This window comes from Acidovorax sp., assembly GCF_021287135.1.
GTDB lineage: Bacteria > Pseudomonadota > Gammaproteobacteria > Burkholderiales > Burkholderiaceae_C > Acidovorax.
Genome location: NZ_JAJTBB010000018.1, coordinates 1 through 26,838, shown reverse-complemented (window position 1 = coordinate 26,838; position 26,838 = coordinate 1). Strand labels below are relative to the sequence as shown.

The following is a 26,838-nucleotide window of genomic DNA, read 5'->3' as shown; positions in this document are numbered from 1 at the left end:
GGCCAGTTGGTTGGCGGCCCGGGCGTTGTCGGCGTTCTGGCGCACGGTGGAGCCCAGCTCTTCCATGGAGGCGGCGGTTTCTTCCAGCGCGCTGGCTTGCTGTTCGGTGCGTGCGGACAGGTCGTTGTTGCCCGAGGCGATTTGCGAACTGGCGCTGGCCACGCCTTCGGCGTTTTGCCGCACGCTGCTCACGGTGTTCACCAGGCTTTGCTGCATGCGTTGCAGCGCGCTGAGCAACTGGCCTGTCTCGTCCTGGGAGCTGACCGCGATGGAGCCCGACAGGTCACCGGCCGCCACCCGGTCTGCCACCGCCACCGCCGTGGCCAGCGGGGCCGTGATGGAGCGGATGAGCCAGAGCGCCGCTGCCAGCGCCAGCGCCAGGGCTGCCGCAGACACCGCGATCACGGTGTTGCGCGCCACGACGTAGCCTGCGGCCGAGTCCTTGGCCGCCTGGGCGGCACCTTCCGCGTTGAGCTGGACCAGCTTCTCCAGGAGACCCTTGACGTTGAGGTACAGCGGCATCGAGTCGGTCATCATGATGGTGGTCGCGCCCACGTTGTCGTTCTTGCGCGAAGCCTCCAGCGCCTTGTTGTTCACGTCGGTGTACTGTTTCCAGGCCGCCCCGAACTCGTCGTAGAGCTTGCGCTCCTCCGGACTGCTGATCAGGGATTCGTAGCGCTTGCGCAGTTCGCCCAGCTTGCCGCGGCGCTGTTCGATCTGCTTGTCCAGGCCTGCCATGGCCGCCTCGTCCGTGCTCAGCACGTGCCCCAGGATGGTCAGGCGCAGGTTGGCTGCTTCGGCATCGATGGCACCGATGGCCTGCACGCTGGGCAGCCAGTTGCCGGTGATTTCCGCTGCGTCGTCGCGCAGCGAACCCAGCTGCGCGATCGACACCGCAGCCAGCGCCAGCAGCAGCGCTACCAGCAATGCAAAGGCGCCCGCCAGGCGCGTAGAGATCTTCAAGTTTTTCATCGTTTGGACTCCTGGGGGCGGAAGGCCCGCCCCCGGACCTGCCACCACCCCGCTCAGCGCAAAGGGGGCGCGGACACACACCCACTCAAAACCGCAAATTTATCACATATTTTGATAAAAATACGATATATAACCAATAAATGATAAAAACGATAAACCATAAAGCCCGTTGAACGCAGAGACTCCTAGAACTTCACCGCCTCGAAAGCCGGGTGCAAGGTATCGATCCAATGGTCCAGCTCGTCCTGCGAAACGTGCAGATGGTCCCTGCAGGCCGCGCCGTGCTGGAGCCATTCGCGCGTGGGGGCCAGGCTGTCGTGCTGGTTGACCAGGAAGTCCGCCAGCAGCCCCAGGGCCACGAGGTGGCGTACCGTGGGGGCAAAGCGCTCATCCTGCAGGCACGAGAAATCATGGTGGAGCCAGATGGCCTGGGCCACGTCCCCGGGCAGGTGCCAGGTGCGGGCCACGATGGCCCCCATCACGGCGTGGTCGGTGCGGTGGTTGGCGTTTTCCGTCTGGGTGAAGGTGCGGTCCTTGCGGGCCAGGGCCTCGGTCACGGTGCTGGCATAGCCCCGCACCGCCTTCACCAGCACCGGCATGCCGACATGGCAGAACAGCCCGAAGCTGTAGCCCAGGCCGGGGTCGAAGCTGTAGAGCTGGTGGCCGATGTGTTCGCAGGCAATGGCACGGCGCTGCGAGCTTTCCCAGAAATGGTCCAGCAGCGGCGAGCGCACCTGCAGCGCATTGCGCGTGATGAACGCCGACAGCAGTTCCACGGCCGGCTGCAGCCCCAGCACGGTGAGCGCCATCCCGACGGTTTGCACCGGCTGGGCCAGGCCGTGCAGCGGGCTGTTGGCCAGGCGGATCAGCGCTGCGGCCATGGCCACGTCGGACGAAGCGAGCTGCTCCAGCGCCGAGGCGTCAAGCTCCGGTGCGGCGATGATGGCCTGCAGCCGCACTAGCGATTCCGGGCACGGCGGTATCACGATGGCCCGCACGGCGGGGTGCATGCGGGCTTGCTGGATGTGCTGGTCGACAGGGTGGACAGAGCTCACGGTGGATCCCCGGGCGGCACAGGAATCCTACGCGCTGGCCCGAACAGTTGCAATTGGTTGCATTGTGGGCCAAAAACGGCTGGGAAGAACCAGCTTCTCGGCCCGGCTCCGGGCCACGACAGGCCTTTGTCAGTGGGCTGGCGCCGCGGCGCCGCCACCTTGGCGGGCCTGGCGAGCCACCTGGCTGCTGTGGCCGGGCATGGCGTCGCCCAGGTAGTCCAGGAAGCGGCGCACGGCGGGCGACAGCCCCCGTCGCGACGGAAACACCGCGTGCACGATGGCAGGCGCCGGCGCCCAGGCCGGCAGCACCCGCACCAGGCGGCGGTCGCGGATCTCGTCCTGGCACATGTAGTCGGGCAACCAGCAGATGCCGGTGCCGGCCAGCACCGCGAACTTGAGGGTGAGCAGGTCGTCCGCGACATAGCGCGGCGTGTGGTGCACCACCTGGTGCACGCCGCCCGGGCCGATGAGGTTCCAGGTGGAGCGCCCGTCGGGTGCGGACATGGCAATGCTGTCGAGCTTGGCCAGGTCGTCCAGCGTTTCGGGCGTGCCCTGGCGGATGAGCTGCTCGGGGCTGGCCACCAGGATCTGCGTGGCATGGTCAAGCCGCTTGACCACCATGCTGCCGCTGTCGTCCACCGACGGCCGCACACGCAGCGCCACGTCGATGCCCTCCTCCACCAGGTTCACCGCGCGGTTGCTGACCATCATCTCCACGCGCACTTCCGGGTACGCGGCCAGAAAAGGCGGCATCAGCTCGGCCAGTACCGTCTGCGCCAGCGTCACGGGGCAGCTCACGCGGATGGTGCCGCGCGGGGCCGTCTGGACCTGGGCCACGGTGTCGGCCGCGGCCTGGGCGGATTCGCGCATGGCCTGGCAGTGGCGCAGATACGCCTCGCCCACTTCGGTGAGCGACAGCCGGCGGGTGGTGCGCTGCAGCAGGCGCACGCCCAGGTGGGCTTCGAGGTCGGACACGCGCCGGGACAGGCGCGACTTGGGGATGCCCAGGGCCCGGCCCGCAGCGGCAAAACCGCCCCGCTCCACCACTTCGGCGAAATACAGCATGTCGTTGAGGTCTTGCATGGCGTGGATCGTCCTATGAATAGAACAATCTATCGCAACTTCACCGGCTTATCAACAACGGCGTGCGCGCCCAAAATTCCAGTCAATGGCTCTGCCGCATCGGGCAGAGCCCCAACCAGGAGTTTTTCCATGCGTCTGCTTCACATCGACTCTGCCATCACCGGCGAACAATCGGTCTCCCGCCAACTGACCGCGGCCACCGTGGCTGCGTGGGTGGCCCGCCACCCCGGCACGCAGGTGGAGTACCTGGACCTGGCCGTCCAGGCCCCCTCGCACCTGGCGGCCCAGTCCCTGGGATTCCGCACCGGCCAGGCGGCCGCCACCGAGATCGAGCGCCAGGAAAATGCGCTGTCCGAGGCGCTGGTGAGCCAGTTTCTGGCAGCGGACGTGATCGTGGTCGGCGCGCCGCTGTACAACTTCTCGATCCCCAGCCAGCTCAAGGCCTGGATCGACCGCATTGCCCAAACAGGCCGCACCTTCAAGTACACCGACAAGGGTCCCGTGGGCCTGGCGGGCGGCAAGACGGTGATCGTGGCCTCCAGCCGCGGCGGCGTGTATTCCACCAGCGAAGGCGGCCAGGCCATGGAGCACCAGGAGAGCTACCTGAAGGTGGTGTTCGGCTTCTTCGGCATCACCGACGTGCGCTTCGTGCGGGCCGAAGGCGTGGGCATGGGCCCGGACGCCAAGGCGGCTGCCCTGGCCAGTGCCGAGCAGGACGTGCAGGCCCACACGGGCGTGGCCGCCAACCAGGCCCAGGTGGCGCAGGCCGCCTGAGAACCTGTGGACGATCTCCCCTGCGAGATCGTCCACGCCTTCAGAGCGACCGGGGCCGTCTTCTTCAGGCGGCGTGGGCCCGCACCCAGGCGAGGTAGCGGTCCACCCAGCCTTGCAGGAACTGGCGGCTGCCCTCGCCCACGTTGCCGTCGGCGTCGAACAGCCCTTCCTTGGCCTGGATGAAGGCCTCGGGCTGGCCGAGCGTGGGCATGTCGAGGTAGGCCAGCACGTTGCGCAGGTGCTGCTGCGACAGCGCGGTGCCGATGGCGCCCACCGACACGCCGATGACGCCTGCCGGCTTGCCGGCCCAGGCGCTCTGGCCGTAAGGGCGCGAGGCGTGGTCGATCGCGTTCTTGAGCACGCCGGGAATGGAACGGTTGTACTCGGCCGTCACGAACAGCACGCCCTGGGCGGCCTGGATCTCGCGCTTGAGGCGCTGCACCGGCGCGGCCTGCTGGCCGTCATCGTCCTGGTTGTACAAGGGCAGGTCGTCGATGCGCACCTGCGTGAACGTCACGTCCGCCGGCGCAAGGCGGGCCAGTGCGGTGGCGAGTTTGCGGTTGAACGACTCTTTGCGCAGACTGCCGACGACGACGGCAATGTGAAGCTGGGCCATGGAATTCTCCTGTCCTGAGGGTGGCAAGGCGTGCCGGACCGCCCATGGTAGGCGCAGGCCATAACCCCATCAAGCCACGCGTTTCTCGGCGCAACCGGCTGCGGGGCGCCGCCTTTTGATTGCTATCAAAAAATGAGCTTCCAGCGCTTTACCTGCAAGCGCTGGAAGCCATTTTCATTCAAACAAAAGCCCGGCGCAGACGCCGGACCCAGGGCTCAAAAGCCCGGCAGCACCGCGCCCTTGAACTCGGTCTGGATGAACTTGCGCACTTCCTCCGAGTGGTAGGCCTTGACCAGCTTGGCCACCCAGGGCTTGTCCTTGTCGGCCTCTCGCACGGCAATCAGGTTCACGTAGGGGCTCTTGGCGCTTTCCTGGGCAATGGCGTCCTTGCCCGGGTTGAGGCCGGCCGACAGCGCAAAGTTGGTGTTGATGGCCGAGGCGTCCAGGTCGTCCAGCGAGCGCGGCAGCTGCGCGGCGTCCAGTTCCACGAACTTGAGCTTCTTGGGGTTGCCCACCACGTCCAGCGGCGTGGCCTTCAGGCCCGCGCCGTCGCGCAGCTTGATCAGCCCCTTGTCCTGCAGCACCAGCAGCACCCGCCCGCCATTGGTGGGATCGTTGGGAATGCCGAACTTGGCGCCCTCCTTCAGGTCCTCGAGCTTCTTGACCTTCTTGGAATACAGGCCGATGGGGAAATTGACGGTGTAGCCCACGGCCGCGAACTTGTAGCCCCGGTCGGCAATTTGCGCGTCCAGGTAGGGCTTGTGCTGGTAGCTGTTGGCGTCCAGGTCGCCGGCGGCCAGGGCGGCGTTGGGTTGCACGTAGTCGCTGAACTCGATGACCTGGATCTTGAGCCCGTCCTTTTCGGCAACCTTCTTGACCTGCTCGAAGATCTGCGCATGGGGGCCGCCGGTCACGCCCACCTTGATGGGCTTGTCCTGCGCCATGGCGCCCGCGGAGAAAGCCGCGGTGATTGCGAGGGCCAGGCCAGTTTGCAGCAGAGTGCGCTTGTTCACGGAAAAACCTTTCGTTGAGAGATGGCTGGCATCCTAGGGTTTTCCCGTTAAAACAGTAACGAATACGTTTTCATTTCGTTCCAACTTTTTCGCATAAAGGTGCAATAGGGAGCTGCGGCCCGGCCTCAGCCCTTCAGCGCCACGTTGTTCAGCTTGTCCAGCCGCTCCGGCCACGCGCCCTCCGTCGTGGCGCCTTGCAGCAGGATGCGCGTCCAGGCCACCCAGGCGTCCCACTGCACGCGCTTGTCCCAGGAGTTGCCCCAGGCGCTGAAGAGGTGCAGGGCACTCTCGGCGGCGGCCCGGGCATCGTCCCGGCGGCCGGCCGACAGGTACAGCTGGGCCAGCACCATCTGCGGCTCGCCCACCCAGGGGTTGTGGCGCACGGCGCTTTCCAGCACGCCAGTGGCCACGTCCAGGTCCACCAGCGGCTGGTCTTGCTGGATGACGGACCAGTACAGCGAGGCGGCGGCCGCCTCGTTGGCCGCGGACAGGTGCTGCGTGCAGTGGGCAAACACCGGCGGCAGGGGCAGCCGGTCTTTCAGGCCGGGGTGCTGCAGCGCCTTGGCCAGCCCGTTGATCTGGTGGACCATGCGCCCCGTCGGCCGCATGGGCCCGGGCCACAGGGAGGCCGCCCAGTGCGCCTTCTGGTGGCGGTGCTGCACGTCGGGGAACCGCGAGAAGATGTCGTCCTGCCAGCTGAACCACTGCTCGATGGTGTCGGCCATGCTCACGATGATGAAGGCCGCCACCTCGTAGGGGGTGAGCCGATGGTCCTGCCCGTCCTTGTGCAGCACCAGGCTGCCGTCGCCTTCCATGCCGTGGGCCAGCACCCGCTGCACGAACTGCGTGCGGGACTGGGTGCAGAACAGGTAGACCAGGTGTTCGGCCGATTCCCCCGCGATCTCGCGCACGCGGGCGCGCTCCCGGGCGGGGTCGAACTTCACCAGGTCCACGAACGCATTGCCGTACACGCTGTGCAGCAGCCCCAGCAGGCGCACGTCGCGGGGCTGCTGCCACACGGTCAGCGACCGGGCCACGCCCACCAGGTGGTGGCGGAAGGTGCCCGCCTTGTGCCAGTCCTGCCCCACGTTGCGGGCCAGCACCGTGGGCAGCACCGGCGCCAGATCCGCGTCGCGGGCCAGCCACTCGTCGTCCAGCAGCGGCTGTGCGCGGGCAAAAAGATCGGCGTCCAGGGGGTGCAGCGGCAAGGTCATGGCAGGTGTCTCCGGTATTTAGGGATATCGGAGATGGAATGTACACACAGGACCTGCCGGCGCCCGCCGCGGCGCGGCATCGGCCTTGCCGCGCGGGCGGCTACTTGGCCGTGTTCGCCACCGGGATGGGCCGCACCAGCCGGACCGGCAGTTTGCTGCTGCGCGCCGCGTCGCCCCGCGCCTCGCCGGTGCTGAGGTTGACGGCCCACCCGTTGAGCATGGCGGCCTGCCGCCCGCCGTCGCCGGAGCGGCCCTGGGCGATGTTGTTGTAGTTGTACTGGTTGCCGTTGAGCGGGCTCACGTTGGCAGTGGACGACCAGTGCCATTGGCCCGGCGCCGCCGGAAAGAGCTGGGGGTTGAGCCCGGGCGGCGACAGGCTGCGGTCCACCAGGCGCTGCAGTTCGGCCGCGCGCGGGAGGCGCCAGCCCACGCCCTCGGCCTTCCAGCGGTCGGCTGCGAGGGCATTGGCCGCCGAGCGGTCCAGCAGCGCGGGTTGCCCGGTGCAGGTCTTGCCATTCCACTGCATGCCTTCCACGCACCGGGGCCAGGCCAGGCCCGCACGCAGGTCGAGCACATAGGCGCCATCGTCGGACAAGGACCAGTCCTGCGACGCCGGGGCGGCAGCGGCGGCGCCGGACAGCGCTGCCAGTGCGAGCACGGAGCCCGCCCAAAGGGAGAAGGTGCGCGAACGGAATTTCATGGGAAAGACGGTGGATAAAAAGGCGTTGGGTAGACGGAGGGCGAGAGCCGTACGCTAACCCCATCACGCCGCCGGCGCCAGGCGGCAGGTCAAGCGGCTGCAGCGCATGGCGCGGAAGAAACGCCTGCTTTTGAGGTCAAAATGCCCCCCTGCGCCCGACCCATCAGCGCAAGCAGCTATACATTGAATAGCAAACAAAAACGCCGCGCCCATGACGACGACCCCCCCCGCCCCCGCCGTGCCCTTGAACGCCCTGCGCGACCTGGAAGAACGCGCCTTCAACGCCTGGCCGGCGCGCCAGACGGTGTTCCACCAAGGCTGGGTGTTCCGGCTGTCGGGCGGGTACACCAAACGCGCCAACTCGGTCAACGCGCTGGTGCCCGGCGCTCCGTTCGACGGCGTGCGCGAGGCGGCCGCGGCGCTGTATGCGCGGCACGGGTTGCCTGCAGTGTTCCGCATCTCACCGTTGGCCCCTGCCGAAGCCGACAAGGAACTGGCAGACGCCGGTTACCAGCACTTCGACCCGTCGCTGGTTCTGCACCGGCCGCTGGCCCGGGACGGCGTGGCCCAGCCCGATGGCAGCACCCTCATCAGCACCAGCCCGTCCCATGCCTGGCTGGAGGGCTTTGCTGCCGCCAACAGCGTGCCGCTGCACCACCGCGCGCTGCACAACAGCATGCTGGACAACATTGCCCACCCTGCCGCGTTTGCGCTGCAGCACGACGACCAGGGACGCGCCGTGGGCTTTGGCCTCGGCGTGCTGGAGCGCGGCGCCGTGGGCCTGTACGACCTGGCCGTGGCGCCCGAACACCGGGGCGGCGGGCGCGGGCGGGCGCTGGTGCAGGCCCTGCTGCAGTGGGCCGCGGACGCCGGGGCCGCCAGCGCCTACCTGCAGGTGCGCGCGCAGAACACGCCGGCGCTGCGGCTGTATGAATCGATGGGGTTCAAGACCGCTTACAGCTACCACTACCGCGTGCCGGCTTGAGTGGCCTCTTCGCCGGGACCGAATGGGAAAATATTGAATAAAAATGGCTGCTTGCGCCCGCGCAACAAGCGCAAGCAGCTATTCTTTCAATAGCAACCGGCGCGCCCCTTACCGGTGGCTCAAGCGGCGCACCGCCCAGTCGCCCAGGCTCTGCACGGCCTGCACGAAGAAGATCAGCACCAGCACCACGGCCAGCATGATCTCGGGCAGAAAACGCTGGTAGCCGTAGCGGATGCCCAGATCCCCCAGGCCGCCGCCGCCAATGGCACCGGCCATGGCGGAGTAGCCCGTGAGGCTGACGAAGGTGATGGTCAGGCCTGCCACGATGCCGGGCAACGCCTCGGGCAGCAGCACCTTCCACACGATCTGGCCGGTGGTGGCGCCCATCGCCTGGGCGGCCTCGATGAGCCCGGGGTCCACCTCGCGCAGGGCCGCCTCCACCAGGCGCGCCACGAAGGGCGCGGCGGCGATGGTGAGCGGCACCACGGCCGCGGCCGTGCCAATGGACGAGCCCGTGATGAGCCGCGTGAACGGGATGATGGCCACCAGCAGAATGATGAAGGGCGTGGACCGCACGGCGTTGACCAGCCAGCCCACCAGCTTGTTGACGGGGCTGTTCTCCAGCACGCCACCGTCGTCCGTGAGACGCAAGAACACGCCCAGCGGCACCCCCAGAAGCCCCCCCACCAGGCCGGAGATGCCGACCATGATGAGCGTCTCCCACAACGACGAAGCAAACAGATCCAGCATGGCTGGCGTGAAGTTGTCGAACATGATTTCTGATCCTTCTCAGCCGGCCACAGCCACTTCTTGCACTTCGACGCCACCCGCGCGCAGGTGCGCCACGGCGCCCCGCAGGCTGTCGGCCTCGCCACTGGCGTACACGGCCAGCGAGCCAAAGGTTTCGTCCTGAATCTCGTCCACCTGGCCGTGCAGGATGCTCATGTCCACCCCATACTGGCGGATCAGCTGCGACAGGATGGGCTGGTAGGCGCTGTCCCCCGCGTACGACAGGCGCAGCAGCTGGCCGGTTCGTCCTGCACCCAGCTGGCCGGCGAGCTTGCGCACATGGTCCAGCACGCTGGCAGGCAGCTCTTGCGGCAGGATTTCGTCGATCAGGCTCTTGGTGATGGCCTGCTGCGGGCGGGTGAACACGTCCAGCACCCGGCCCTGCTCCACGATGCGGCCGGCCTCGATCACGGCCACGCGGTCGGCAATCTGCTTGATGACCTGCATCTGGTGCGTGATGAGCACCACCGTCAGGCCCAGCTCGCGGTTCACCTGGCGCAGCAGGTCCAGGATGGAGCGGGTGGTTTCCGGGTCCAGCGCGGAGGTCGCTTCGTCAGACAGCAGCACCTTGGGCCGGCTGGCCAGCGCCCGCGCAATGCCCACACGCTGCTTTTGGCCGCCGCTGATCTGCGCCGGGTAGCGGTCGGCCAGATGGGCCAGGCCCACCAGTTCCAGCAGCGGGCTCACGCGCGCGCGGATGGCGGCCTTGTCCATGCCCGCCAGTTCCAGCGGCAAAGCGGCGTTGTCAAACACCGTGCGCGACGACAGCAGGTTGAAATGCTGGAACACCATGCCGATCTCGCGCCGCGCCTCGCGCAGTGCGGCCTCGGGCAGCTGGGTCAGGTCCCGCCCGCCCACGATGACCTGGCCCGTGGTGGGACGGTTGAGCAGGTTGATGACGCGCACCAGCGAGCTTTTGCCCGCGCCGCTCTTGCCGATGATGCCGAAGACTTCGCCCGGCTGGATGGCGAGGTCGATGCCCCGCAGGGCCTCGACGGGGCCTTGTGGGCCCTGGTAGGTTTGGGTGATACCCCGTAAATCGATCATGAATGCAGTGCGCGGCGCGCCCACGATGGGAGGCGCTGGCGCGTAGGTGAAAGCGGAGAAGAGGGGCGACTGTATCGGCGAATCGTAAGTTCACGAACGATTGAAAAATCGATTGGTTAGATGCTGGGGTTATGAAGAATGTGGCAGGCCCCTGCGGATTGCTATCTTTTCCATAGCTCGCAGCGTCTTCCACGCCTCACAAAATCCGCTTTTCATCGCGAATACGCGAAAGCGCGCCAGAGGTGCCAAGGAGGCACATTTCAATAATTCAACTTTTCTTGTATTATTGAACCATGCAAGAGACCGATGCCCTCCGATCCCTGGCCGCGCTGGCCCAGGAAGTACGCCTGCGCGTGTTCCGCGCCCTGGTGGTGGCCGGCCAGGAAGGTCTGACACCCGGCGGGCTGGCCGAGCAGCTGGGCATTGCGCCCAACGCGCTGTCCTTCCACCTCAAAGAGCTTGCGCACGCGGGGCTGGTGAGCCAGGAGCGCCAGGGGCGCAACCTGGTCTACCGGGCATCGTTTGCCACCATGAACGCCCTGCTCACCTACCTGACCGAAAACTGCTGCCAGGGTGCCGAATGCCTGGCCGACGCCGCCGCCGCGCCCTGCCAGTGCTGATCTCCGTCCCCAACACCACCCCGATAGGAAACCCCATGAAGCGATTCCACGTCCACCTGCATGTCGATGACCTGGCCCAAAGCATCGCGTTCTACTCCCGGCTGTTCGCGGCCGAGCCCGCGCGGGTCGAAGCCGACTACGCCAAATGGATGCTCGAAGACCCGCGCGTGAACTTCGCCATCTCCACCCGCGGCGCCACGCCCGGCGTGGACCACCTGGGCTTCCAGGTGGACGAGGCGGGTGAACTGGCCGAGCTCAAGGCCCGCGCCCAGGGCGCCGACATGGCGCTGCTGGACGAAGGCACCACCACCTGCTGCTATGCCCGCAGCGACAAGCACTGGATCACCGACCCGCAGGGCGTGGCCTGGGAGCACTTCCACACCCTGGGCAACATCCCCGTATTCAACGAAGCCGCTGCGCAGCCACCCGCGGCGGCCCAGGCGGCCTGCTGCCCCACGGGCAAGCCCTCCGCTCCCGAGGCGGGCAAGGCCGCCTGCTGCGGCCCCACCGCCAACACCCCCCGCAAATGCTGCTGAGCCCAGGTCCACGATGAGCACCCCACGCACTCCTTTGAACGTGCTGTTTCTGTGCACGCACAACTCCGCCCGCAGCATCCTGGCCGAGGCCTTACTCAACGCCATGGGCCAGGGCCGCTTCAAGGCCTATTCAGCCGGCAGCAGCCCGCGCGAAAACCAGCAGCCCCACCCGCTGGGCCTGCAGGCGCTGGCCCACGCGGGTATCCCCACCGAAGGGCTGCGCAGCAAGAGCTGGGATGAGTTTGCCGCCCCCGGCGCGCCGCCCATGGACCTGATCATCACCGTGTGCGACAACGCGGCGGGCGAAGTCTGCCCCATCTGGCCCGGCCACCCCGCCACGGCGCACTGGGGCTATGCCGACCCGTCGGGGGGCGATGCCCCGGACGCCGACAAGGCCGAGGCCTTCCGCAAGACCCTGCACGCCATCAAGCGGCGTCTGGAGCTGCTGGTGAACCTGCCCGACGACAAGCTGGCCGCCACCGCGCTGCAAGCCACGGCCCGCAACCTGCCCGCGCAATGAGATGAAACACCCCCTGAGTCGCTTCGCGCCTTCACCCCTCTCTGGCTGCGCCGGAGGGGGACGCGCCCGGTGGCCTGGCAAAGCCAGTTCCACGGGTGCACTGGTTTGGGCCGCGCCAGTTTCATGCATTGCGAGTGGCGCGCAGCGCAATGGATAACTGAAATGCCCCTGCAACCAAACCCTTTGCAACGCCCTGCTGCCAACGCGTTGCCCCCCTCCCCGGCCGCTGGCATGGCGGTGTTCGAGCGCTACCTCACCGTCTGGGTGCTGCTGTGCATCGTGGCGGGCATCGCGCTGGGCCAATGGCTGCCCGGCGCGGCCCGCGCCGTGGGTGCGCTGGAGGTGGCGCGCGTCAACCTGCCGGTGGGCTTGCTCATCTGGGTGATGATCATCCCCATGCTGCTGAAGGTGGACTTTGGCGCGCTGGCCCAGGTGCGCCAGCATGTGCGCGGCATTGGCGTGACGCTGTTCGTCAACTGGCTGGTCAAGCCGTTCTCGATGGCGCTGCTGGGCTGGATCTTCATCCGCCAGCTGTTTGCCCCGTACCTGCCCGCCGAGCAAATCGACAGCTACATCGCCGGGCTTATCCTGCTGGCCGCCGCGCCCTGCACGGCCATGGTGTTCGTGTGGAGCCGCCTCACGGGCGGCGACCCGCTGTTCACGCTGTCGCAGGTGGCGCTCAACGACAGCATCATGGTCGTGGCGTTTGCGCCGCTGGTGGCCTTCTTGCTAGGCCTGTCGGCCATCACCGTGCCATGGGACACGCTGCTCACCTCGGTGGTGCTGTACATCGTGGTGCCGGTGGTGCTGGCCCAGTGGCTGCGCCGGCGGCTGCTGCGCCGCGGCCAGGCCGCCTTCGACGCGGCGGTGGCGCGCACCGGGCCGTGGTCCATTGCCGCGCTGCTGGCCACGCTGGTGCTGCTGTTCGCCTTCCAGGGCCAGGCCATCCTGCAGCAGCCGCTGGTGATCGCCCTGCTGGCCGTGCCCATCCTGGTGCAGGTGCTGTTCAACGCGGCGCTGGCCTACGGCCTGAACCGCGCGGTGGGCGAGCAGCACAGCGTTGCCTGCCCTTCGGCACTCATCGGCGCCTCCAACTTCTTCGAGCTGGCCGTGGCCACCGCCATCAGCCTGTTCGGCTTTCATTCCGGCGCGGCGCTGGCCACGGTGGTGGGCGTGCTGATCGAGGTGCCGGTGATGTTGCTGGTGGTGGCGGTGGTCAACCGCAGCAAGCCCTGGTACGAGGCGCACGTCAAGGTGCGCGACAAGACCCGCGACTGAGCCGCCGGTCGCCTGTTCGGTCACGCAGGGGCTGCGGCGACGCGCCCTTGCACCCGCCGCGACACCAGGCCGCCCAGCACCAGCACGCCCAGCGCGGCGGCCGTGAACACGGCCGGCAGCCAGCCCCGGTCCACGCTGAAAGCCACCAGCAGCACGCCCGTGGATTGCCCCAGGAACAGCAGGCACGCAAACAGCGTCACCGCCGTGCCCCGCGCCTGCGGGGCCATCTGCGTGGCTTGCACCTGCAGCGTGTTGTGCAGCATGTAGAACCCCAGCCCGGCCGTGAAGCAGCCCAGCACCGCCCAGCCCACCTGCGGCGACCAGGCCAGCAGCACCAGCCCGGTCGCAATGAGCGCGCTGCCCGTGAGCGCCAGGCCCTGCTCGCCCAGCAGCGCCAGCCAGCGCCGCGCCAGCAGGCTGTAGGCCAGGCCGCCCACGCCGTACAGCACCATGGCGCCCCCGGCCGCGGCGGCCGAGAGGCCGTAGCCCGACACCATGCGCGCCGGCACGAAGGCCAGCGTGCCAAAGGCCAGCGCCCCTTCGATGGCCACCACGGCCAGCACCCAGCGCACGCGCGGCATGCGCAGCAGCGCGGCCGTGCCCCCCAGGTAGGCGGCCAGCGAGAACGGCGGCTTCGCGGGCGCCGGGCCGCCCTGCGCTGCTGCAGCAGCGGCAGTGGCCCGCAGGTGCCGCCACAGCAGCACGGACGCGGTCAGGAACATCAGCGACAGCACGGCAAAGGCCGCGCGCCAGCCCAGCGTCTCGGTGGCGAAGCCGCCAAACCACTGCCCGGCCATCATGCCGGTGACGGTGGCGCCCATGAGGCGCGCCAGCGTCTCCTGCCGGCGTTCGTAGGGCACCTGGTCTCCGATCCAGGCCATGGCCAGCGGAATGATCCCGGCGGCCGTGGCCCCCATGCCCGCCCGCGCCGCCACCAGCACCGCGAAGCCCGGCGCGAGCGCCGTCGCCGCGCTGAACAGCGCGCACGCGCCGGCGGCAAACGTGGTCACCTGCGCCTTGCCCCACCGGTCGCCCAGCGGGCCGTACACCAGCTGCAGCACGCCGTAGGCCACGGCAAAGGCGGCCACCACGGCCGAGGCATCGCCCGTGGTGACGTGAAACTCATGGGAAAGCGCGACCAGCATCGGGTCGCACACGCGCATGGAGGCCATGCTGGTGAAGGCTGCGAGCCCCAGCAGGCGCAGCATGGTGGAATCGGACGTCATGGACGCCGATTGTGGGGGGCGGCGCGCCGCCGCGTGCGCGCCCGGTCATTGCGCGCTGGCACAGGCGGCGGCCTTGCGCTAAGGATGCTCTGCACGAATCGAGCGGCAAGTGTGCGCTGCGGATCGGGAGGGGCTGCAAGACGCAAGACGCAGCAATAGCAGGTGCTATTGCGAGGATTTGCTTGCGCAGCAGACCGCCCGAGTCCGCAGATGCACACGGCGCGACGATTCGTGAAGAGGATCCTTATGATCCGCGCTTTGATGACGATCCAGCGAGGAGAACGGCATGACGACGACAAGCAAAACCCTGAACAAACGCAGCTTTGTGAGCGCCGGCATGGGCCTGGCGGGCCTGTGGGCCGCCAGCGGCGCCAGCCAGGCGGCGCCCGGCCCCAAGGCGTCCGGCGGGCCGGCGCTGCTGACCCTCAGCGGGGCCATCACCCGGCCCAACCGCGGGGCGCTCGACCCCGTGATCGACCAGATGATGGGCAAGCACGGCATCCAGTTCAGCGAGGCCTGCGCACTGGACGCCGCCGCCCTGCACCGCATGCCGCAGGTGACCATCAAGCCCACGCTGGAATACGACAGCAAGCCCCACACGCTCAAGGGCCCCTTGCTCACCACCGTGCTCGCGGCGGCCGGCGTGCCGGCCGGCAGCCCCGTGCAGGTGGTGCTGCGCGCGGTGGACGGCTACAACGTGACCGTGAGCATGGCCGACGTCCAGGCCTGGCGAATGCTGGTGGCCACCCATATCGACGGCCAGCCCATGGCCCTGGGCGGCCTGGGCCCCCAGTGGGCGGTGTACGACGCGGACGTGCTGCCCGCGTTCAAGGACAAGCCCGTCAAGGAACGGTTCGCCCAGTGCCCCTGGGGCCTGTACCACATCGAGGTCAAGAAGGCCTAGCGGACTGCGCCCAGATCGCTATTTTTTTGATAGCGCCTTGCGCAGTCCAGCAGGCGCTATCCGGCGATTTCCTCATCAACCACCTCCAGGCTTCACCCCGCTGCCTGGACCTGTGGCGGCGCAGCTGCTGCGTGGAGCTTCTTCGCCTCGAACGCCTCCAGCGCCTGCGGCTCGCGCTCGAAGAGGAACTTGAACTCCAGCTGATCCACCGAGCGCACCACGTCGGCGAGCTTCGTGCCCACGCCGCCGATGCTGAGCGTGAGCTGCAAGTCGCCAAAGCTGGACGGGGAATACTCGCGCAGCAGCGGCGCCGCCCCGCCCGGGGACAGCTTTTTCAGGATCTCTTGCAGCAGCGCATCGTCCGTGGCACTCACTTCGGGGGTCCAGGCGGGCCGTCCCAGGGCGACGCCGGCGGCCTGGTAGCGCCAGTTCCACAGGATGGGCTCCTCGCCCGGCCCGGCACGAAAGCCGAAATACGCGCCTTGCCAGTCGCGCAGCAATGAGAAGCCCGAGTGGCTCAGCGTCACCCGGACCTCGTTGGACGGATCGGCCGTGGTCAGGGCCATCTGCGCAATCTCGACACCGCGGATGCGGTGCTTGACGTCGTCCAGCCGCACCAGCCCCGACGCCACCAGATTCAGCCGCACCCGCCCTGTCACCGCCAGCTGCGCGCGCTGTGCCGCGGTAAGCGGCAGCACGCTGGAGTACAGCGTCATGGACGGCCGCTGCAGCCGCTGGCGCAGCAACCCCTCGGCCAGTTCCAGGTAGGCATTGCGGATCAGCTGCGTGGTGAATGTGCGGTCATCCGCGCGCTGCGGGTCGCCGGCCAGGGGGCTGCCGGGCTGGACCCGGCGCAGGCGGTAGGCCGCGGTGCGGGTCAGCAGGGCGCCCAGCGATTTGAAATCCTGGCCCACGTCCTGCAGGTACTCGTATTGGTAAGCGCGGATGAAGGCGCTCAGCTGGGCTTCGATGCGGTAGGCAGAACGCGCCTGGATCGCCTCGAACGTGCTGCGCATCTCGGCGCCCAGGGTGCTGGCCACGACATCGCGGCGCTGGTCGCTGACCTGCGCCATCTGCGCCAGTCCGGCGGCGAGGCCGGACAGCGCGGTGGAGATGCGGCCTGCCTGCGCCAGGACCGCGCTGGCCAGTTCACCGCGCCGGTTGCTGATCTCCGAAGCGACCGCCACCAGCTTGCGGTACTGCTCGCCCAGGCCGGAGTCGGGCGGCAGCGATGCGATCAGCGCGTCCACCTTCTGCAGAATCACCGGATCGTCGGGCCGCATGCTGGAAGACAGGTGGCTGATGCCGCGCAGCAGGTCGGACACGCCATTGGCCGCAACCTTCAGCTGCTGCAGGGTGCGCGCCGTGGCCGCGTCGCGCTCGGCCAGATCTTCCTTGTGGCGCTCCAGGCTGCGGGCCATGCCCTTGCGCTGCGCCTCGTAGCCGCTTTGCTCGTCCTTGAGCACCAGTTCCCGCCAGGCGGCATTTTGCAGGGCCACCTCGCGCGCCAGCGGCTCGCGGTCTGCAGGGTTTCCCTTGGGGCGCTTGCGGTCAAAGGCGTCCAGCGCGTTCAGGGCCTTGTCACGCGCCGGCCAGCTTTTGCGGAAGGCCTGGTCGCGGGCGTTGCTGTCAATCGTCTGGCCCAGTTCGGCCATGCGATCGTCCAGCTGGCGCACGCGCTGGCGCGCGTCCAGGATATTCCGGCGCAGGTTCGCGTTGCCATCCGCAGCGAACAGCTCCTTGTGCTCCGTCATGTAGGTGCCGAGGTGGGTGGCGATGCCCTGCCCCAGCTTGGCAATGCTGTGCTTGTCGTCCAGGGCATAGCCTTCCACGGCCTTGAACACGCCCGCCACCGCGCCCACGTAGGGCTGCCCGACGGGGCACAGTTCCAGCAACCCCGCCAGCACAGCCGATGCGCCCGCCAGAATGCGGTCCCGCTCGGCGTCGGCCCAGGCCTTCATCTGCAGCGTCTGCCGGAAGCTGGCCATCTGCAGGGCAATGCCGTCCGCCTGGCGGTCCACGTCGGACAAGCGCTTCTCCACCGCCGCCAGGCCGGCCCGCGCCTCGGTGATCTCCTTCCACAGCGCTTCCTGCTCGCCCAGCAGCGACTCCTGGGTCATGCTCAGCACCTGCTCGCGGTCCACCACTGCGTCCCAGTCCTTGAGCACCGCGCCCGACCAGTTCAGCAGCTCCACGTTGGCCCCCAGCTGGGTGTCCAGCACCGAGAAGAGCGCACTTGCATTGAGGCGGGGCACCCACCCCGGCGGGTGGCCAAAGTAGTCCAGGTTGGCGCCGAGGCGGCTGCCCAGGTCCAGCAGCTGCACGACGGGACTGGCGCCCGCACCGGCCGCAGGAACCGGGCCGCGGCGCACGAAATCGTAGGGCGCCAGCGCTTCCAGCGCCTTGTCCCGGTATCCCAGGGCAAACCAATCCTGCGCCAGGCGCAACAGCGGCCCCAGAATTTCCGGCGAAAACCACGCGGAGGCGCTCTCGGCACGGACAGCGCCCGCCCCGCCCCGGCCGCCGGACTGCTCGGGCACTGCCGCCGACGGTTTGGCGGTGACCTCCTCGTACGAGACCCGCGGCGGCACCAGGGGCTGACCGAAGATCTTGCGTGCCGCGAGCACCCGTGCGTGGCAGGCCGGCGATGGCAAGCCACCCAGGTCCGCCGCGAGGCCGGCGGTCTTGCCGCCAGGCCCGCCGTCGCTGCGGGCCAGCACGGGAAGGGACACGGTGATGTCTCCGCCACGCCCGCCGTTGCCCGGCTTGCCGCCCGCCCGGGCCGGCCGCCCCGCGCCCGGAACCTTCCGGCCGCGCGGAACCGCGTCCCACAGGGATTCCAGCACCCCGGGCAACAACGTCTTGGACGTGGGCGACCCGCCCGGCAGCCAGGTGGTAGTCACGGTCGGCGGCGTTTGCTGCAGCGCAAAGGCGTTCACGGTCATGAAATTGACGTGCACCACCTGGCCCTTCTTGAAGCGGTCCAGGTCGGGAAACGCGTAGTCGTCCGGGTCTCCATGCAGCAGCCCGAACGAGCGGATGACCTCGTGCAGCGCCCCGACCTCTATCGGGGCAAGGTGGGCCGGCGGCTCCCCGGTGCGCACCGGCGCCGCGCCATCCTGCCCGGCCCCTCCATGGGCTAGCAGCCGATAGGGAGCCGCTGGCGCAGTGAGCGGGTTCGCCCGCAACGCAGGCATTTGCGCCAGGGAGGCCGCGTCGGCCAAGCGGCCATCCAGGCGGATCTCGCCAGCCAACAGCTGGATGTGGCCGCCCCGCTGCCCGTCGTCGCCGTCTTCGGACGAACCGGAGGCCCGCGGCTGGGCGTGCCCTGCGGGCGTCGTGTCAATGCGGGCATCCGGGCCGCGGAAATCCACCACGCGGGCGTGCACCGTGACATCAGCGCCGGGCAGCTTCATCGGACCGTGGAGGGTCAGCGTGTCCGTGTAGATGGTCACGCGGGCCAGGTCCCTGCGGTCCACCAGCTGGGCATGAAAGGCGCGCGACTCCGGCCATCGCAAATCAATGCCGCGCACGGTGGCGTGGTGCAGCAGGCGGCCCGACTCGCCATTGAACGCTTTCTGCGCCCGCTCGGCGGGGCGCACCGCCACCTCCACATACACCTCATCCGTGCGCCCCGGTAGCAGGCGGGGGGCATTCTGCGGCACCAGGGCAGCCTGCGCAGCCAGTTCGGCAAGGGCCCGCTGCGCGCTCAGCGCGGCGCCCGGTGCCTCCGACGGATTCAGGGCGGCGGGCGTCAGCATGGCAGCCTCCCGCCGTCGGCGCAACCAGAGTTCACGGCAGCTCCGCGGCGGCGGGCCGCGGGCATTCGGGCGCGCGCGTACAGCGCGGCTTGCGGATCGGTCGTCATTCCTCACCCCTTGCAAATGGGTTTCAACACCCGGCGGTACGCCGGGCCGCGCGGAATGCGCCTCTCACTGCTCTGCGCAGCTGCTGCAGGGTTGGCGCATGTCCTGGCGGCGGATGGTTCCACCCGCGCCCCGTGCAGACAAGTCCAAAGATTGCATGCATCCCCGGGACGCCGGGAACGCGCCGCCCTGCGTCGTGATGGTCAGCCGACGGCCACCCGGTTGCGGCCCGTGTTCTTGGCCTGGTACAGCGCGGCGTCTGCGCGGGCCAGCAGCTTGTCCAGGGTGTCGTTCTCGGGCTGGCCCAGGGTCAGGCCGATGCTGACGGTGCAGCCCACTTCGCCCGCCTGGGGCACGCAGGCTGCGCGGATGCGCTCGGCCACCTGCAGGGCGGCTTCGCGCGAGGTGTTGGGGAGGACCAGCGCGAACTCCTCGCCCCCAAAGCGCCCCAGCAGGTCGGACTTGCGCAGCTGCCGCTGGACCTTGGCGGCAAACTCCACCAGCACGCGGTCGCCGACCTGATGGCCGTGTGTGTCGTTGACGGCCTTGAAATGGTCCAGGTCCATCATCAGGAACGCGAGCGGCTGCCCGCTGCGGCGGCTGCGCTCCAGCTCTGCGGCGCACGCCTCGTCCATGTAGCGCCGGGTGAGCGTGTTCGTCAACGAGTCGCGGGTGGCCAGCTGCTCCAGTTCGGCCCGCAGGCGGTCGCCGGCCATCAGCACCGCGCCCACCGAAAACAGCAGGACGGAGACGGAAAAGGTGGCGATGAAGAACGCGTGCAGCGCAGACGCGTCCAGGATGGTGTTTCCCGGCGGCCACACGAAGGTGGAGGCCAGCCGCACCACCTGCACTGCCGCAATGCACACCAGCACCGTGGCGACCAGCCCGCGCGAGAAACTGCCCAGCCCGCGCCGGATGATGAACGCGGCGTGCAGGGAGAACACCACGGCCATCAGCGCCACCATCAGCCGCAGCCGCGCGGCGTAGTCCGGGTCGCCCCAGGTGAACCAGGCGGTGGCCAGCACCACGGCCCCGACGATGCCCAGCCAGCGCAGGCTGTCGGGCGCCACCCCGTGAAAGCGCTGCGAGCCCGCGTACAGCCCGTACACCCCCCAGCCCAGCAGGAAGTTGGGAACCATGGTGGTGAACACCTCGGGCAGTTGCCCGCGCGAGGCCGCCAGGATGCCGCCCGCAACAATGACCGCCAGGGCCTGCGCCCAACTGCCCAACCCGCCGATGCTGGCCGGGTAACTGCGTTTGAGGGCGTACAGCACCAGGGCCATCAAGGCGCTCATGGCACTGAGCAGGACGATGGCGGTGCGCGGGTCGATCACATTCATAAGCCTGCAAGTGTGCCTGCACCACGGCCCGCCGGAAGTCAGGTAACACCCGCAAAGTCCGGCCAAACGCCCTGATCGGTGCTGCACAGGGCCCGCCGCGGGTCTGTCCTACATGCGCAGCGGGGCGCACCCCACAGGCCCGCACGCCTTCCTGGATAAACACTGGCTGCATGGCAAGCACGCCGTCTCCGCGCTCTTCAGAGCGCGTTTGCAGGAAAGGAAACTCCATGGCCCAAAAACGCCCCCCGCCCGACTACGACCAATACGGCTTGAAGGATGAAGACGCTCACAGCGTCGATGTCTATGGCAACCGCCCCGGCGGCGAAACGCAGGTCATCGGCCCCGCCGACCGTGTGGATGCCTCCGGCCACCGCTTGGGCGCCACGGAAGACCGCCCGGCGCAAAAGCCTTCCTCCCGCGCCGGACAGGCGGTGTTTGGTGAGGTCGACACTAAAAAGCGCTGACACCCGCGCCTGCCCGTCACGACCGGCGGGCAGCCTGCCGTCCTACAAGGCCGCGTGGCCAGGGGTTGAACAGTGGGACTTATTCCTCCACTCCAACCCCTGAAGGACCTGCCATGCAAGCCACCACCACCGGCGACAACCGCACCGGCGCTGCCACGGCCGAGGACGGCGTTCGCGCCATGCTCGAAGCCAACGCGCGCTGGGCGCCCGGCGAACCCGTTGACACCACACTCGCAGACGCTGATCGCAGCCTCTACATCCTTGACTCCGAAGCGGTGGGCTCCATTCCGCCCCCCGTCACGGTGCAGGGCATGCTCAAGACCGGCTTCGACAAGCTCATCGGCGAGCGGCCCGAAGTGCTGCTGGACAAGCTCGGCGAACGCCTGGCCTTCGAACGCAGCGGCACCCGGCTGTACGACGCACTGATGTGCAAGTACGACACGCTGGCGGAAGAAGGCGAGGTGCCGCCGCTGGCCGTCCCGCTGGATGCGGGCGGCGAGGATGTGCCCTCCACCCTGCAACGCATCCGCAACGAAGAGCACCAGCACTTCCAGATGCTCACCGAGGCCGTGCGCGCCCTGGGCGGCGACCCGACGGCGCAGACGCCCTGCGCGGATGTGGGTGCGACGGCCTCCATGGGCATCCTGCAGGTGGTGACCGACCCGCGCACCACGCTGGCCCAGTCGCTGAACGCGCTGCTCATGGCCGAACTGGCCGACAACGCGGGCTGGGAGCTGCTCATCGCCCTGGCCGACGAGGCCGGCGAAGACGACCTGGTGCAACAGTTCCAGCGCGCCCTGGCCGAAGAGCAGGAGCACCTGGTCACGATCAAGAGCTGGCTGACGGCCCTGGTGTCGTCCCCCACCCCCACCGCCGCGGCCTGACGCCACCCTCAAGGAGCTACCGATGACCATCAACCTTCTGCAGGACAAGGGCACGCCGCTGGAGCGCCAGCGCATGTCGTGGAAAGACATGGTGGGCAAGCCCATCAGCAAGCTGGACGACGACGCGTTCACGCGCGTGCGGGCCATCCTGATGAACGGGCTGGAGCTGGACGCGCTGCGCACCAAGCAGGTTGCGCTGCGCATGAACGCCGAAGCCCGCGTGCCGCTGGCCCAGCTGCTGCGTGTGGAGCAGCACCAGGCCACCACCATCAACTGGCTGATCGGCGCCGACCATTCGCCGCTGGAAACCACCATCGGCTACGAACAGACGGCCATCGAGGTGACGGCCTCCGTGGCCCAGCTGGAGCCCGACCCCTACCTGGCCCAGGGCTACCGCTACGCACTGCTGGAAGACTTTGACCATCTGTACCGCTACAGCGCGCTGCTCGACCGCCTGGAAGGCAAGGACGCGAACAACATCACCCAGGGCTACACCGACATCGTGCCCGCCCGGCCCACCTGGGAGCACCACCGCGCCCCCGAACACGACCTGCTAGAGCCCTACGGGGCGGACGCAGCGCTGAGCACCAAGCTGCACGCGCTGACGCTCACGGGCGGCGAGTACCAGACGCACGACTACTACATGAACATTGGCCCGCTGTTCGCCGACCCGTTGGCACGCCAGCTGTACGCCGAGATCGCCTCGGTGGAGTCGCAGCACATCACGCATTACGGCTCCATGCTGAACCCGCACGAAACACCGCTGGAAAAACTGCTCATCAGCGAGGCCTGCGAGGTATGGAACTATGCGGGCTGCGCCGCGCAGGAGACCAACCCGCGGCTGCGCGCGCTGTGGGAGCGCTTTCTGGACTATGAGCTGGGCCACCTGCAGGTGGCGCTGCAGCTGTTCAAGGACTTCGAGCGCCGCGACCCGGCGGAAGTGCTGGGCGACGGCCTGGTCCCCCGGTTCATCGAGTTCCAGAGCCAACGCGGGTTCGTGCGGCATGTGGTTGAAAACGAGACCGCGCTGCGCAAGCGCGACACGCAGTTTGTGGGCACGGAGGAGGAAGGCCCGTCGTCCCTGCAATACCGCCAGGACGTCAATGCAGCGGGTTCGCCCTCGCGCAACGCCTCTGCCACCTGGAGCTGGGCCCCGGGCACCGAACTGGCGCGCGAGGCGCCTGCCACACGCCGGGCCGCCTGAGTCCGCATCCATGAAAGGAGTTTCGGCCATGACCCAACCCATCCAACCCATCCAGCCCGCCGGATCTGCAGCACCTACCGCGGCGCCCCGGCTGGCCCCCGCCGCTGCGGGGCCCGAGGGGCCCAACGTGGGGCCCAGCCCTTTGGAACACCTTGCCGCCCAGGGGGTGACGGTGGAGCCCGGCGGCATCTCCCGCCGGGACTCGCGCCCTGCGGCAAAGGACGGCACGCCCGCACCGCCGGCCGCACCGCCGGCCCCGGGCCACGAGGTCACCAGCCCGGCGGAACAGGAACTGGTGGACGAGCAGCGGGCCCGCGACCGCGACGATGCGGCCAAGGCCAGCCCGCCTGCGGCGGGCGGCACCCCCACGGATTGACCGTGCCGCCGGCTGGGCGCAGTGGCTACGCCGTGGCGCCCAGGCGGTAGTGGCGCCACTGCACGCGCAGCGCCATCGACTCCCCCGGCGCCAGCGTGCGCAGGCCGGGCCGCTGTGGCAGGTGGAACGCGTCGATGGGCTGGGTGATGGGCTCGAAACAAAACGCGGAGCCGGCCTCCGGGCGGTACACCAGACAGTAGTGGTGCGCCGCGCCGCCATCGCGCTCAAAGTCGGGCATGTGAACGGCCAAGCCCAGGCCGCGCTCGGGCCATTCGATCCGCGCGGTGCCACCCCAGCCGGTGTAGCCGTTGTCGATCAGGCTGCCCTGGGCGGCGATGCCCGCGTTCAGGTCCCACCCCGCAGGGAATTGGTCCGTGTGGCGGGTGGGCAGCGGGTCGGCACCGCTGAGCCACACGGTCTGCACCGGCGCGGTGATGCGCGTGCCGGGCGTGCGCGGAAACCACGGGTGCAGCCCCAGGCCATAGGGCAAGGGCTCGGTGCCCAGATGGCGCACCTCCACCGACTGGTCCAGCCCGCCCTCCACCAGGCGGAAGGTCTGCACGCAGTGGTAGTCACAGGGGTTGCCGTCGAACTGCTGCGACCGCAGCGCCATCTGCAGCGTGTCGGCGGCGGGCTGGGTGAGCTCCCAGGGCTGCAACCAGCCGTCGCCATGGATGGGATACGGCTCGCCCGCCCGGTTGGGCCGCAGGGGATGGAACCGCCCTGCCTGCTCAAATCCGCCACCGCTGATGCGGTTGGACCAGGGCACCATCGCAAACGAGGCCAGCCGGTACAGGTCGGGCGTCACGCCATCCCACGGCCGCCACAGGTCCACGCGGCCGGCGGCGCTGCGTGGATCGTCCAGCTGCCAGGCGGCCACGCTGCCGCCCAGGGTGGGCACCAGGCCCAGGTGCTGCCCGGCGTGGCGGAGCCAGACGATGGGGTGGGAGGAAGAAACGTCGGCCATGCAGTGGGGCTTTCTTCAAAAAAGTGCAAAGGGATGGGGAAGCGCGGCCGTGTCGCGGCGATTCACGCGACGATCGCGCGACCAGGCAGCCTCAGCCGCCAAACAGCGAGGCCGGCACGCCGCACGCGTCGGTGTCCACGGCGAACAGCGCGCCGGCCAGCGGCTCGGCCGCCAGCTGTGCGGGGGTCAGGCCCGTGCGCGCGGAGGTGATGTAAAGCGTGCGCAGGTCCGCGCCGCCAAACGCACAGTTGGTGACCTGGCTGGCGGGCAGCGGGATGCGCGCCAGCTCCTGGGCCGTGTCGGCGTCATGGCAGGTCACGCAGCCGCCGCCCCAGTGCGCAATCCACAGCCGGCCGTGGGCATCGGTGGTCATTCCATCGGGCACGCCGTCAGCGGCGGGCCAGTGCTTCCACAGGGTCTTGTCGCTCAAGGCGCCCGCCGCCGGGTCCCAGCGGTAGCGGTAGGTGGCGCCCTGCACGGTGTCGTTGAAGAACAGGGCCGGGCCCTGGGCGGTGGGCGCCCAGGTGGGGCCGTTGGTCACCGCAAAGCCATCGTCATGGCGCGTGCAGGCCCCCGCAGGGGTGTAGCTGTAGAGAGCGCCCGTGGGGGCCTCGCAGGCAAAGTCCATGCTGCCGCCCCAGAAGCGGCCCTCTGCATCGCACTTGCCATCGTTGAAGCGGTTGCCGGTGCGCTCCGGCTCGGGCTGGTGCAGGTACCGGGGGGCCGCGTCGGCGGCCGGGTCGAACAGCGCAAAGCCGCGGCGCAGCGTGACGATGAAGCCCGGGGCGTGGGCCCGCTCGGCCAGGGCCGAGATCTCTTCGGCAAAGGACCAGCGCTGGTGGGCCTGGGTCGCGGGGTCCCAGCGGTGCATTTCGCGCTGCAGGATGTCCACCCAATACACCGCCTGCTCGCGCACCGACCACAGCACGCCTTCCCCCAGGGCATTGCCCGGGGTCAGCACGCAGCGCACGGCGCCGGTTGCGACGGCTGCTGCAGCTGCGGGCGGAAGCGGCGGGGAAAGGGGGGTCTCCAGCAAAGGTCGCACGCGTGTCTCCGTCTCTTTTTTTGCGTCGGCCTGCCGCCAGGCACTTGACGAGCGGCATCTTATCAACGCCAATTGATGCTTGAAATGAATTTTTTTGCCATTAATTGATTGCAATATTTATATGTCAAAGCTTTTCACCCCCTCTTCGTCTTCCACCGACGCCACGGGCGCCCCTGAGGGCTTGGCGCGTTTCCCCAGCCTGCAAGGCCGTGCGGTGTTCGTGACCGGCGGCGGCAGCGGCATCGGCGCCGCCATCGTGGCGGCGTTTGCCGAGCAAGGCGCCCGGGTGGCGTTTGTGGACGTGGCCCGCGAGGCCAGCGAGGCCCTGGCCCAGCACCTGGCCGACGCCGGCCTGCCCCGCCCGTGGTGGCGCGTGTGCGATGTGCGCGACATCGCCGCCCTGCAGGCTTGCGTGGCCGACGCAGCGGCCGACCTGGGCAGCGACTTCGCGGTGCTGGTGAACAACGTGGCCAGCGACGACCGCCACACGCTGGAATCCGTGACGCCCGGCTACTACGACGAACGCATGGCCATCAACGAGCGTCCCGCGTTCTTCGCCATCCAGGCGGTGGTGCCGGGCATGCGCAAGCGGGGCGGCGGCTCGGTCATCAACCTGGGCTCCACCGGCTGGCAGGGCAAGGGCACGGGCTACCCCTGCTACGCGATTGCCAAATCGTCGGTGAACGGCCTCACCCGCGGGTTGGCCAAGACCCTGGGGCAGGACCGCATCCGCATCAACACCGTGTCACCCGGCTGGGTGATGACGGAGCGGCAGATCAAGCTGTGGCTGGACGCGGAAGGCGAAAAGGAACTGGCGCGCAACCAGTGCCTGCCGGACAAGCTGCGGCCGCACGACATTGCGCGGATGGTGCTGTTTTTGGCGTCGGACGATGCGGCGATGTGTACGGCGCAGGAGTTCAAGGTGGATGCAGGGTGGGTTTGATTTTTGAGGTGTTTTTTGGCTCCAGCTCTTATTCATCAATCGCTGGAAGCTATTGTTTTTGTAGTGACTTTGACGATTATCCGCTCGGGGTGAACCTATCGAAGTTCGGCGCCTCCCGACCCGTTCGGGCTTAGCCTGTCGAAGCCGGGGCGCTACCCCAAAACCGTTCGGGCTGAGCTTGTCGAAGCCGGAGCACTGCCGCTCACTCGCCTATCTGCGCAGCATGCCTTCGCTGAGGGCGGAGGCCGGGAATCGCCCGGCGGCGAGTCCCTTTCTTTCGCGTCGCCGAAAGAAAGGAACCAAAGAAAGGGCGACCCTACAGGCTGCGTCCCTCCGCTCTGCTCCGGGCAACCTGCGGTGCTCGGTCAGGGGGCGCCACCGCAGAACTCACTGCGCTGCTTCGCAGCTCCGTTCGGA

At 68.6% G+C, this 26,838-nt stretch carries 26 protein-coding genes; 12 read left to right on the top strand and 14 right to left on the bottom strand.

The annotated features are described in order from the left end of the window. From LWW96_RS04110 to LWW96_RS04100, 3 genes are all read right to left on the bottom strand, one after another. The coding region (locus tag LWW96_RS04110; protein WP_291484402.1) for an MCP four helix bundle domain-containing protein at positions 1–972 on the bottom strand (972 nt) is incomplete at its 3' end. 185 nt (positions 973–1,157) lie between these two features. Next, positions 1,158–2,027 (bottom strand): HDOD domain-containing protein, encoded by an 870-nt coding sequence (locus LWW96_RS04105; RefSeq protein WP_291484401.1) that lies wholly within the window; start codon positions 2,025–2,027, stop codon positions 1,158–1,160. 129 nt (positions 2,028–2,156) lie between these two features. Continuing rightward, positions 2,157–3,110, bottom strand: coding sequence for a LysR family transcriptional regulator (locus tag LWW96_RS04100; protein ID WP_291484400.1), 954 nt, complete (start codon positions 3,108–3,110; stop codon positions 2,157–2,159). A gap of 129 nt (positions 3,111–3,239) precedes the next feature. Between LWW96_RS04100 and LWW96_RS04095 the strand changes: the two genes are divergently transcribed. Next, positions 3,240–3,884, top strand: a complete 645-nt coding sequence (locus LWW96_RS04095; protein ID WP_291484399.1) for an NAD(P)H-dependent oxidoreductase — start codon at positions 3,240–3,242, stop codon at positions 3,882–3,884. Positions 3,885–3,948: 64 nt separating this feature from the next. Here LWW96_RS04095 and LWW96_RS04090 read toward each other — a convergent pair whose 3' ends face one another. From LWW96_RS04090 to LWW96_RS04075, 4 genes are all read right to left on the bottom strand, one after another. After that, complete coding sequence (locus tag LWW96_RS04090) at positions 3,949–4,500, bottom strand: NAD(P)H-dependent oxidoreductase (protein ID WP_291484398.1); 552 nt, start codon at positions 4,498–4,500, stop codon at positions 3,949–3,951. 215 nt (positions 4,501–4,715) lie between these two features. Continuing rightward, positions 4,716–5,513 carry a MetQ/NlpA family ABC transporter substrate-binding protein gene (locus LWW96_RS04085; RefSeq protein WP_291484397.1) on the bottom strand — a complete coding sequence of 266 codons (798 nt, stop codon included), beginning with the start codon at positions 5,511–5,513 and terminating at the stop codon, positions 4,716–4,718. Between the two features lie 125 nt (positions 5,514–5,638). Continuing rightward, on the bottom strand, positions 5,639–6,727 hold the full coding sequence (locus LWW96_RS04080) for a DUF6817 domain-containing protein (RefSeq protein WP_291484396.1): 1,089 nt from the start codon (positions 6,725–6,727) through the stop codon (positions 5,639–5,641). 100 nt (positions 6,728–6,827) lie between these two features. Continuing rightward, positions 6,828–7,427: a DUF1566 domain-containing protein gene (locus LWW96_RS04075; RefSeq protein ID WP_291484395.1), complete on the bottom strand. Its 600-nt coding sequence runs from the start codon at positions 7,425–7,427 to the stop codon at positions 6,828–6,830. A gap of 211 nt (positions 7,428–7,638) precedes the next feature. Here LWW96_RS04075 and LWW96_RS04070 point away from each other — a divergent pair, with 211 nt between their 5' ends. Beyond that, positions 7,639–8,412 carry a GNAT family N-acetyltransferase gene (locus LWW96_RS04070; protein WP_291484394.1) on the top strand — a complete coding sequence of 258 codons (774 nt, stop codon included), beginning with the start codon at positions 7,639–7,641 and terminating at the stop codon, positions 8,410–8,412. A gap of 108 nt (positions 8,413–8,520) precedes the next feature. On the opposite strand, the gene LWW96_RS04065 is transcribed toward LWW96_RS04070, so the two are convergent. Together LWW96_RS04065 and LWW96_RS04060 are read right to left on the bottom strand one after the other, a co-directional pair. Next, positions 8,521–9,186 carry a methionine ABC transporter permease gene (locus tag LWW96_RS04065; RefSeq protein ID WP_291484393.1) on the bottom strand — a complete coding sequence of 222 codons (666 nt, stop codon included), beginning with the start codon at positions 9,184–9,186 and terminating at the stop codon, positions 8,521–8,523. Between the two features lie 15 nt (positions 9,187–9,201). Further along, positions 9,202–10,248 carry a methionine ABC transporter ATP-binding protein gene (locus LWW96_RS04060; protein ID WP_291484392.1) on the bottom strand — a complete coding sequence of 349 codons (1,047 nt, stop codon included), beginning with the start codon at positions 10,246–10,248 and terminating at the stop codon, positions 9,202–9,204. A 293-nt stretch (positions 10,249–10,541) separates the two neighbouring features. Here LWW96_RS04060 and LWW96_RS04055 point away from each other — a divergent pair, with 293 nt between their 5' ends. From LWW96_RS04055 to arsB, 4 genes are all read left to right on the top strand, one after another. Continuing rightward, entirely contained in the window at positions 10,542–10,868 is a 327-nt protein-coding gene (locus tag LWW96_RS04055) for a metalloregulator ArsR/SmtB family transcription factor (protein ID WP_291484391.1), read from the top strand. 35 nt (positions 10,869–10,903) lie between these two features. After that, on the top strand, positions 10,904–11,404 hold the full coding sequence (locus LWW96_RS04050) for an ArsI/CadI family heavy metal resistance metalloenzyme (protein ID WP_291484390.1): 501 nt from the start codon (positions 10,904–10,906) through the stop codon (positions 11,402–11,404). A gap of 13 nt (positions 11,405–11,417) precedes the next feature. After that, the gene (locus LWW96_RS04045) at positions 11,418–11,924 is read left to right on the top strand and encodes an arsenate reductase ArsC (RefSeq protein ID WP_291484389.1); all 507 of its coding nucleotides are present in this window, start codon (positions 11,418–11,420) and stop codon (positions 11,922–11,924) included. A gap of 231 nt (positions 11,925–12,155) precedes the next feature. Beyond that, positions 12,156–13,202, top strand: a complete 1,047-nt coding sequence (gene arsB / locus LWW96_RS04040; protein ID WP_291484403.1) for an ACR3 family arsenite efflux transporter — start codon at positions 12,156–12,158, stop codon at positions 13,200–13,202. A gap of 20 nt (positions 13,203–13,222) precedes the next feature. Here arsB and LWW96_RS04035 read toward each other — a convergent pair whose 3' ends face one another. After that, on the bottom strand, positions 13,223–14,428 hold the full coding sequence (locus LWW96_RS04035) for an MFS transporter (protein ID WP_291484388.1): 1,206 nt from the start codon (positions 14,426–14,428) through the stop codon (positions 13,223–13,225). 286 nt (positions 14,429–14,714) lie between these two features. Between LWW96_RS04035 and LWW96_RS04030 the strand changes: the two genes are divergently transcribed. After that, complete coding sequence (locus LWW96_RS04030; RefSeq protein ID WP_291484387.1) at positions 14,715–15,332, top strand: molybdopterin-dependent oxidoreductase; 618 nt, start codon at positions 14,715–14,717, stop codon at positions 15,330–15,332. Positions 15,333–15,424: 92 nt separating this feature from the next. Here LWW96_RS04030 and LWW96_RS04025 read toward each other — a convergent pair whose 3' ends face one another. Both LWW96_RS04025 and LWW96_RS04020 read right to left on the bottom strand, forming a co-directional pair. Next, positions 15,425–19,093 (bottom strand): hypothetical protein, encoded by a 3,669-nt coding sequence (locus tag LWW96_RS04025; protein ID WP_291484386.1) that lies wholly within the window; start codon positions 19,091–19,093, stop codon positions 15,425–15,427. Between the two features lie 308 nt (positions 19,094–19,401). Next, a complete protein-coding gene (locus tag LWW96_RS04020; protein ID WP_291484385.1) occupies positions 19,402–20,538 on the bottom strand; it encodes a GGDEF domain-containing protein in 1,137 nt (378 codons plus the stop codon). 227 nt (positions 20,539–20,765) lie between these two features. On the opposite strand from LWW96_RS04020, the gene LWW96_RS04015 reads away from it, so the two are divergent. The 4 genes from LWW96_RS04015 (at position 20,766) to LWW96_RS04000 (ending at position 23,466) form a co-directional block, all read left to right on the top strand. Next, positions 20,766–21,002, top strand: a complete 237-nt coding sequence (locus LWW96_RS04015) for a hypothetical protein (RefSeq protein WP_291484384.1) — start codon at positions 20,766–20,768, stop codon at positions 21,000–21,002. A gap of 113 nt (positions 21,003–21,115) precedes the next feature. After that, positions 21,116–21,886, top strand: a complete 771-nt coding sequence (locus LWW96_RS04010; protein WP_291484383.1) for a ferritin-like domain-containing protein — start codon at positions 21,116–21,118, stop codon at positions 21,884–21,886. Between the two features lie 22 nt (positions 21,887–21,908). Then, positions 21,909–23,090 carry a hypothetical protein gene (locus LWW96_RS04005; RefSeq protein ID WP_291484382.1) on the top strand — a complete coding sequence of 394 codons (1,182 nt, stop codon included), beginning with the start codon at positions 21,909–21,911 and terminating at the stop codon, positions 23,088–23,090. Positions 23,091–23,118: 28 nt separating this feature from the next. Next, positions 23,119–23,466: a hypothetical protein gene (locus LWW96_RS04000; protein ID WP_291484381.1), complete on the top strand. Its 348-nt coding sequence runs from the start codon at positions 23,119–23,121 to the stop codon at positions 23,464–23,466. 25 nt (positions 23,467–23,491) lie between these two features. Here the strand turns inward: LWW96_RS04000 and LWW96_RS03995 are convergent, their stop codons facing one another. Together LWW96_RS03995 and LWW96_RS03990 are read right to left on the bottom strand one after the other, a co-directional pair. Then, on the bottom strand, positions 23,492–24,433 hold the full coding sequence (locus tag LWW96_RS03995; RefSeq protein WP_291484380.1) for an aldose 1-epimerase: 942 nt from the start codon (positions 24,431–24,433) through the stop codon (positions 23,492–23,494). Positions 24,434–24,524: 91 nt separating this feature from the next. Then, positions 24,525–25,478, bottom strand: a complete 954-nt coding sequence (locus LWW96_RS03990) for an SMP-30/gluconolactonase/LRE family protein (RefSeq protein WP_291484379.1) — start codon at positions 25,476–25,478, stop codon at positions 24,525–24,527. A 121-nt stretch (positions 25,479–25,599) separates the two neighbouring features. Between LWW96_RS03990 and LWW96_RS03985 the strand changes: the two genes are divergently transcribed. Beyond that, the gene (locus LWW96_RS03985) at positions 25,600–26,421 is read left to right on the top strand and encodes an SDR family oxidoreductase (protein ID WP_291484378.1); all 822 of its coding nucleotides are present in this window, start codon (positions 25,600–25,602) and stop codon (positions 26,419–26,421) included. Positions 26,422–26,838: the final 417 nt, after the last annotated feature.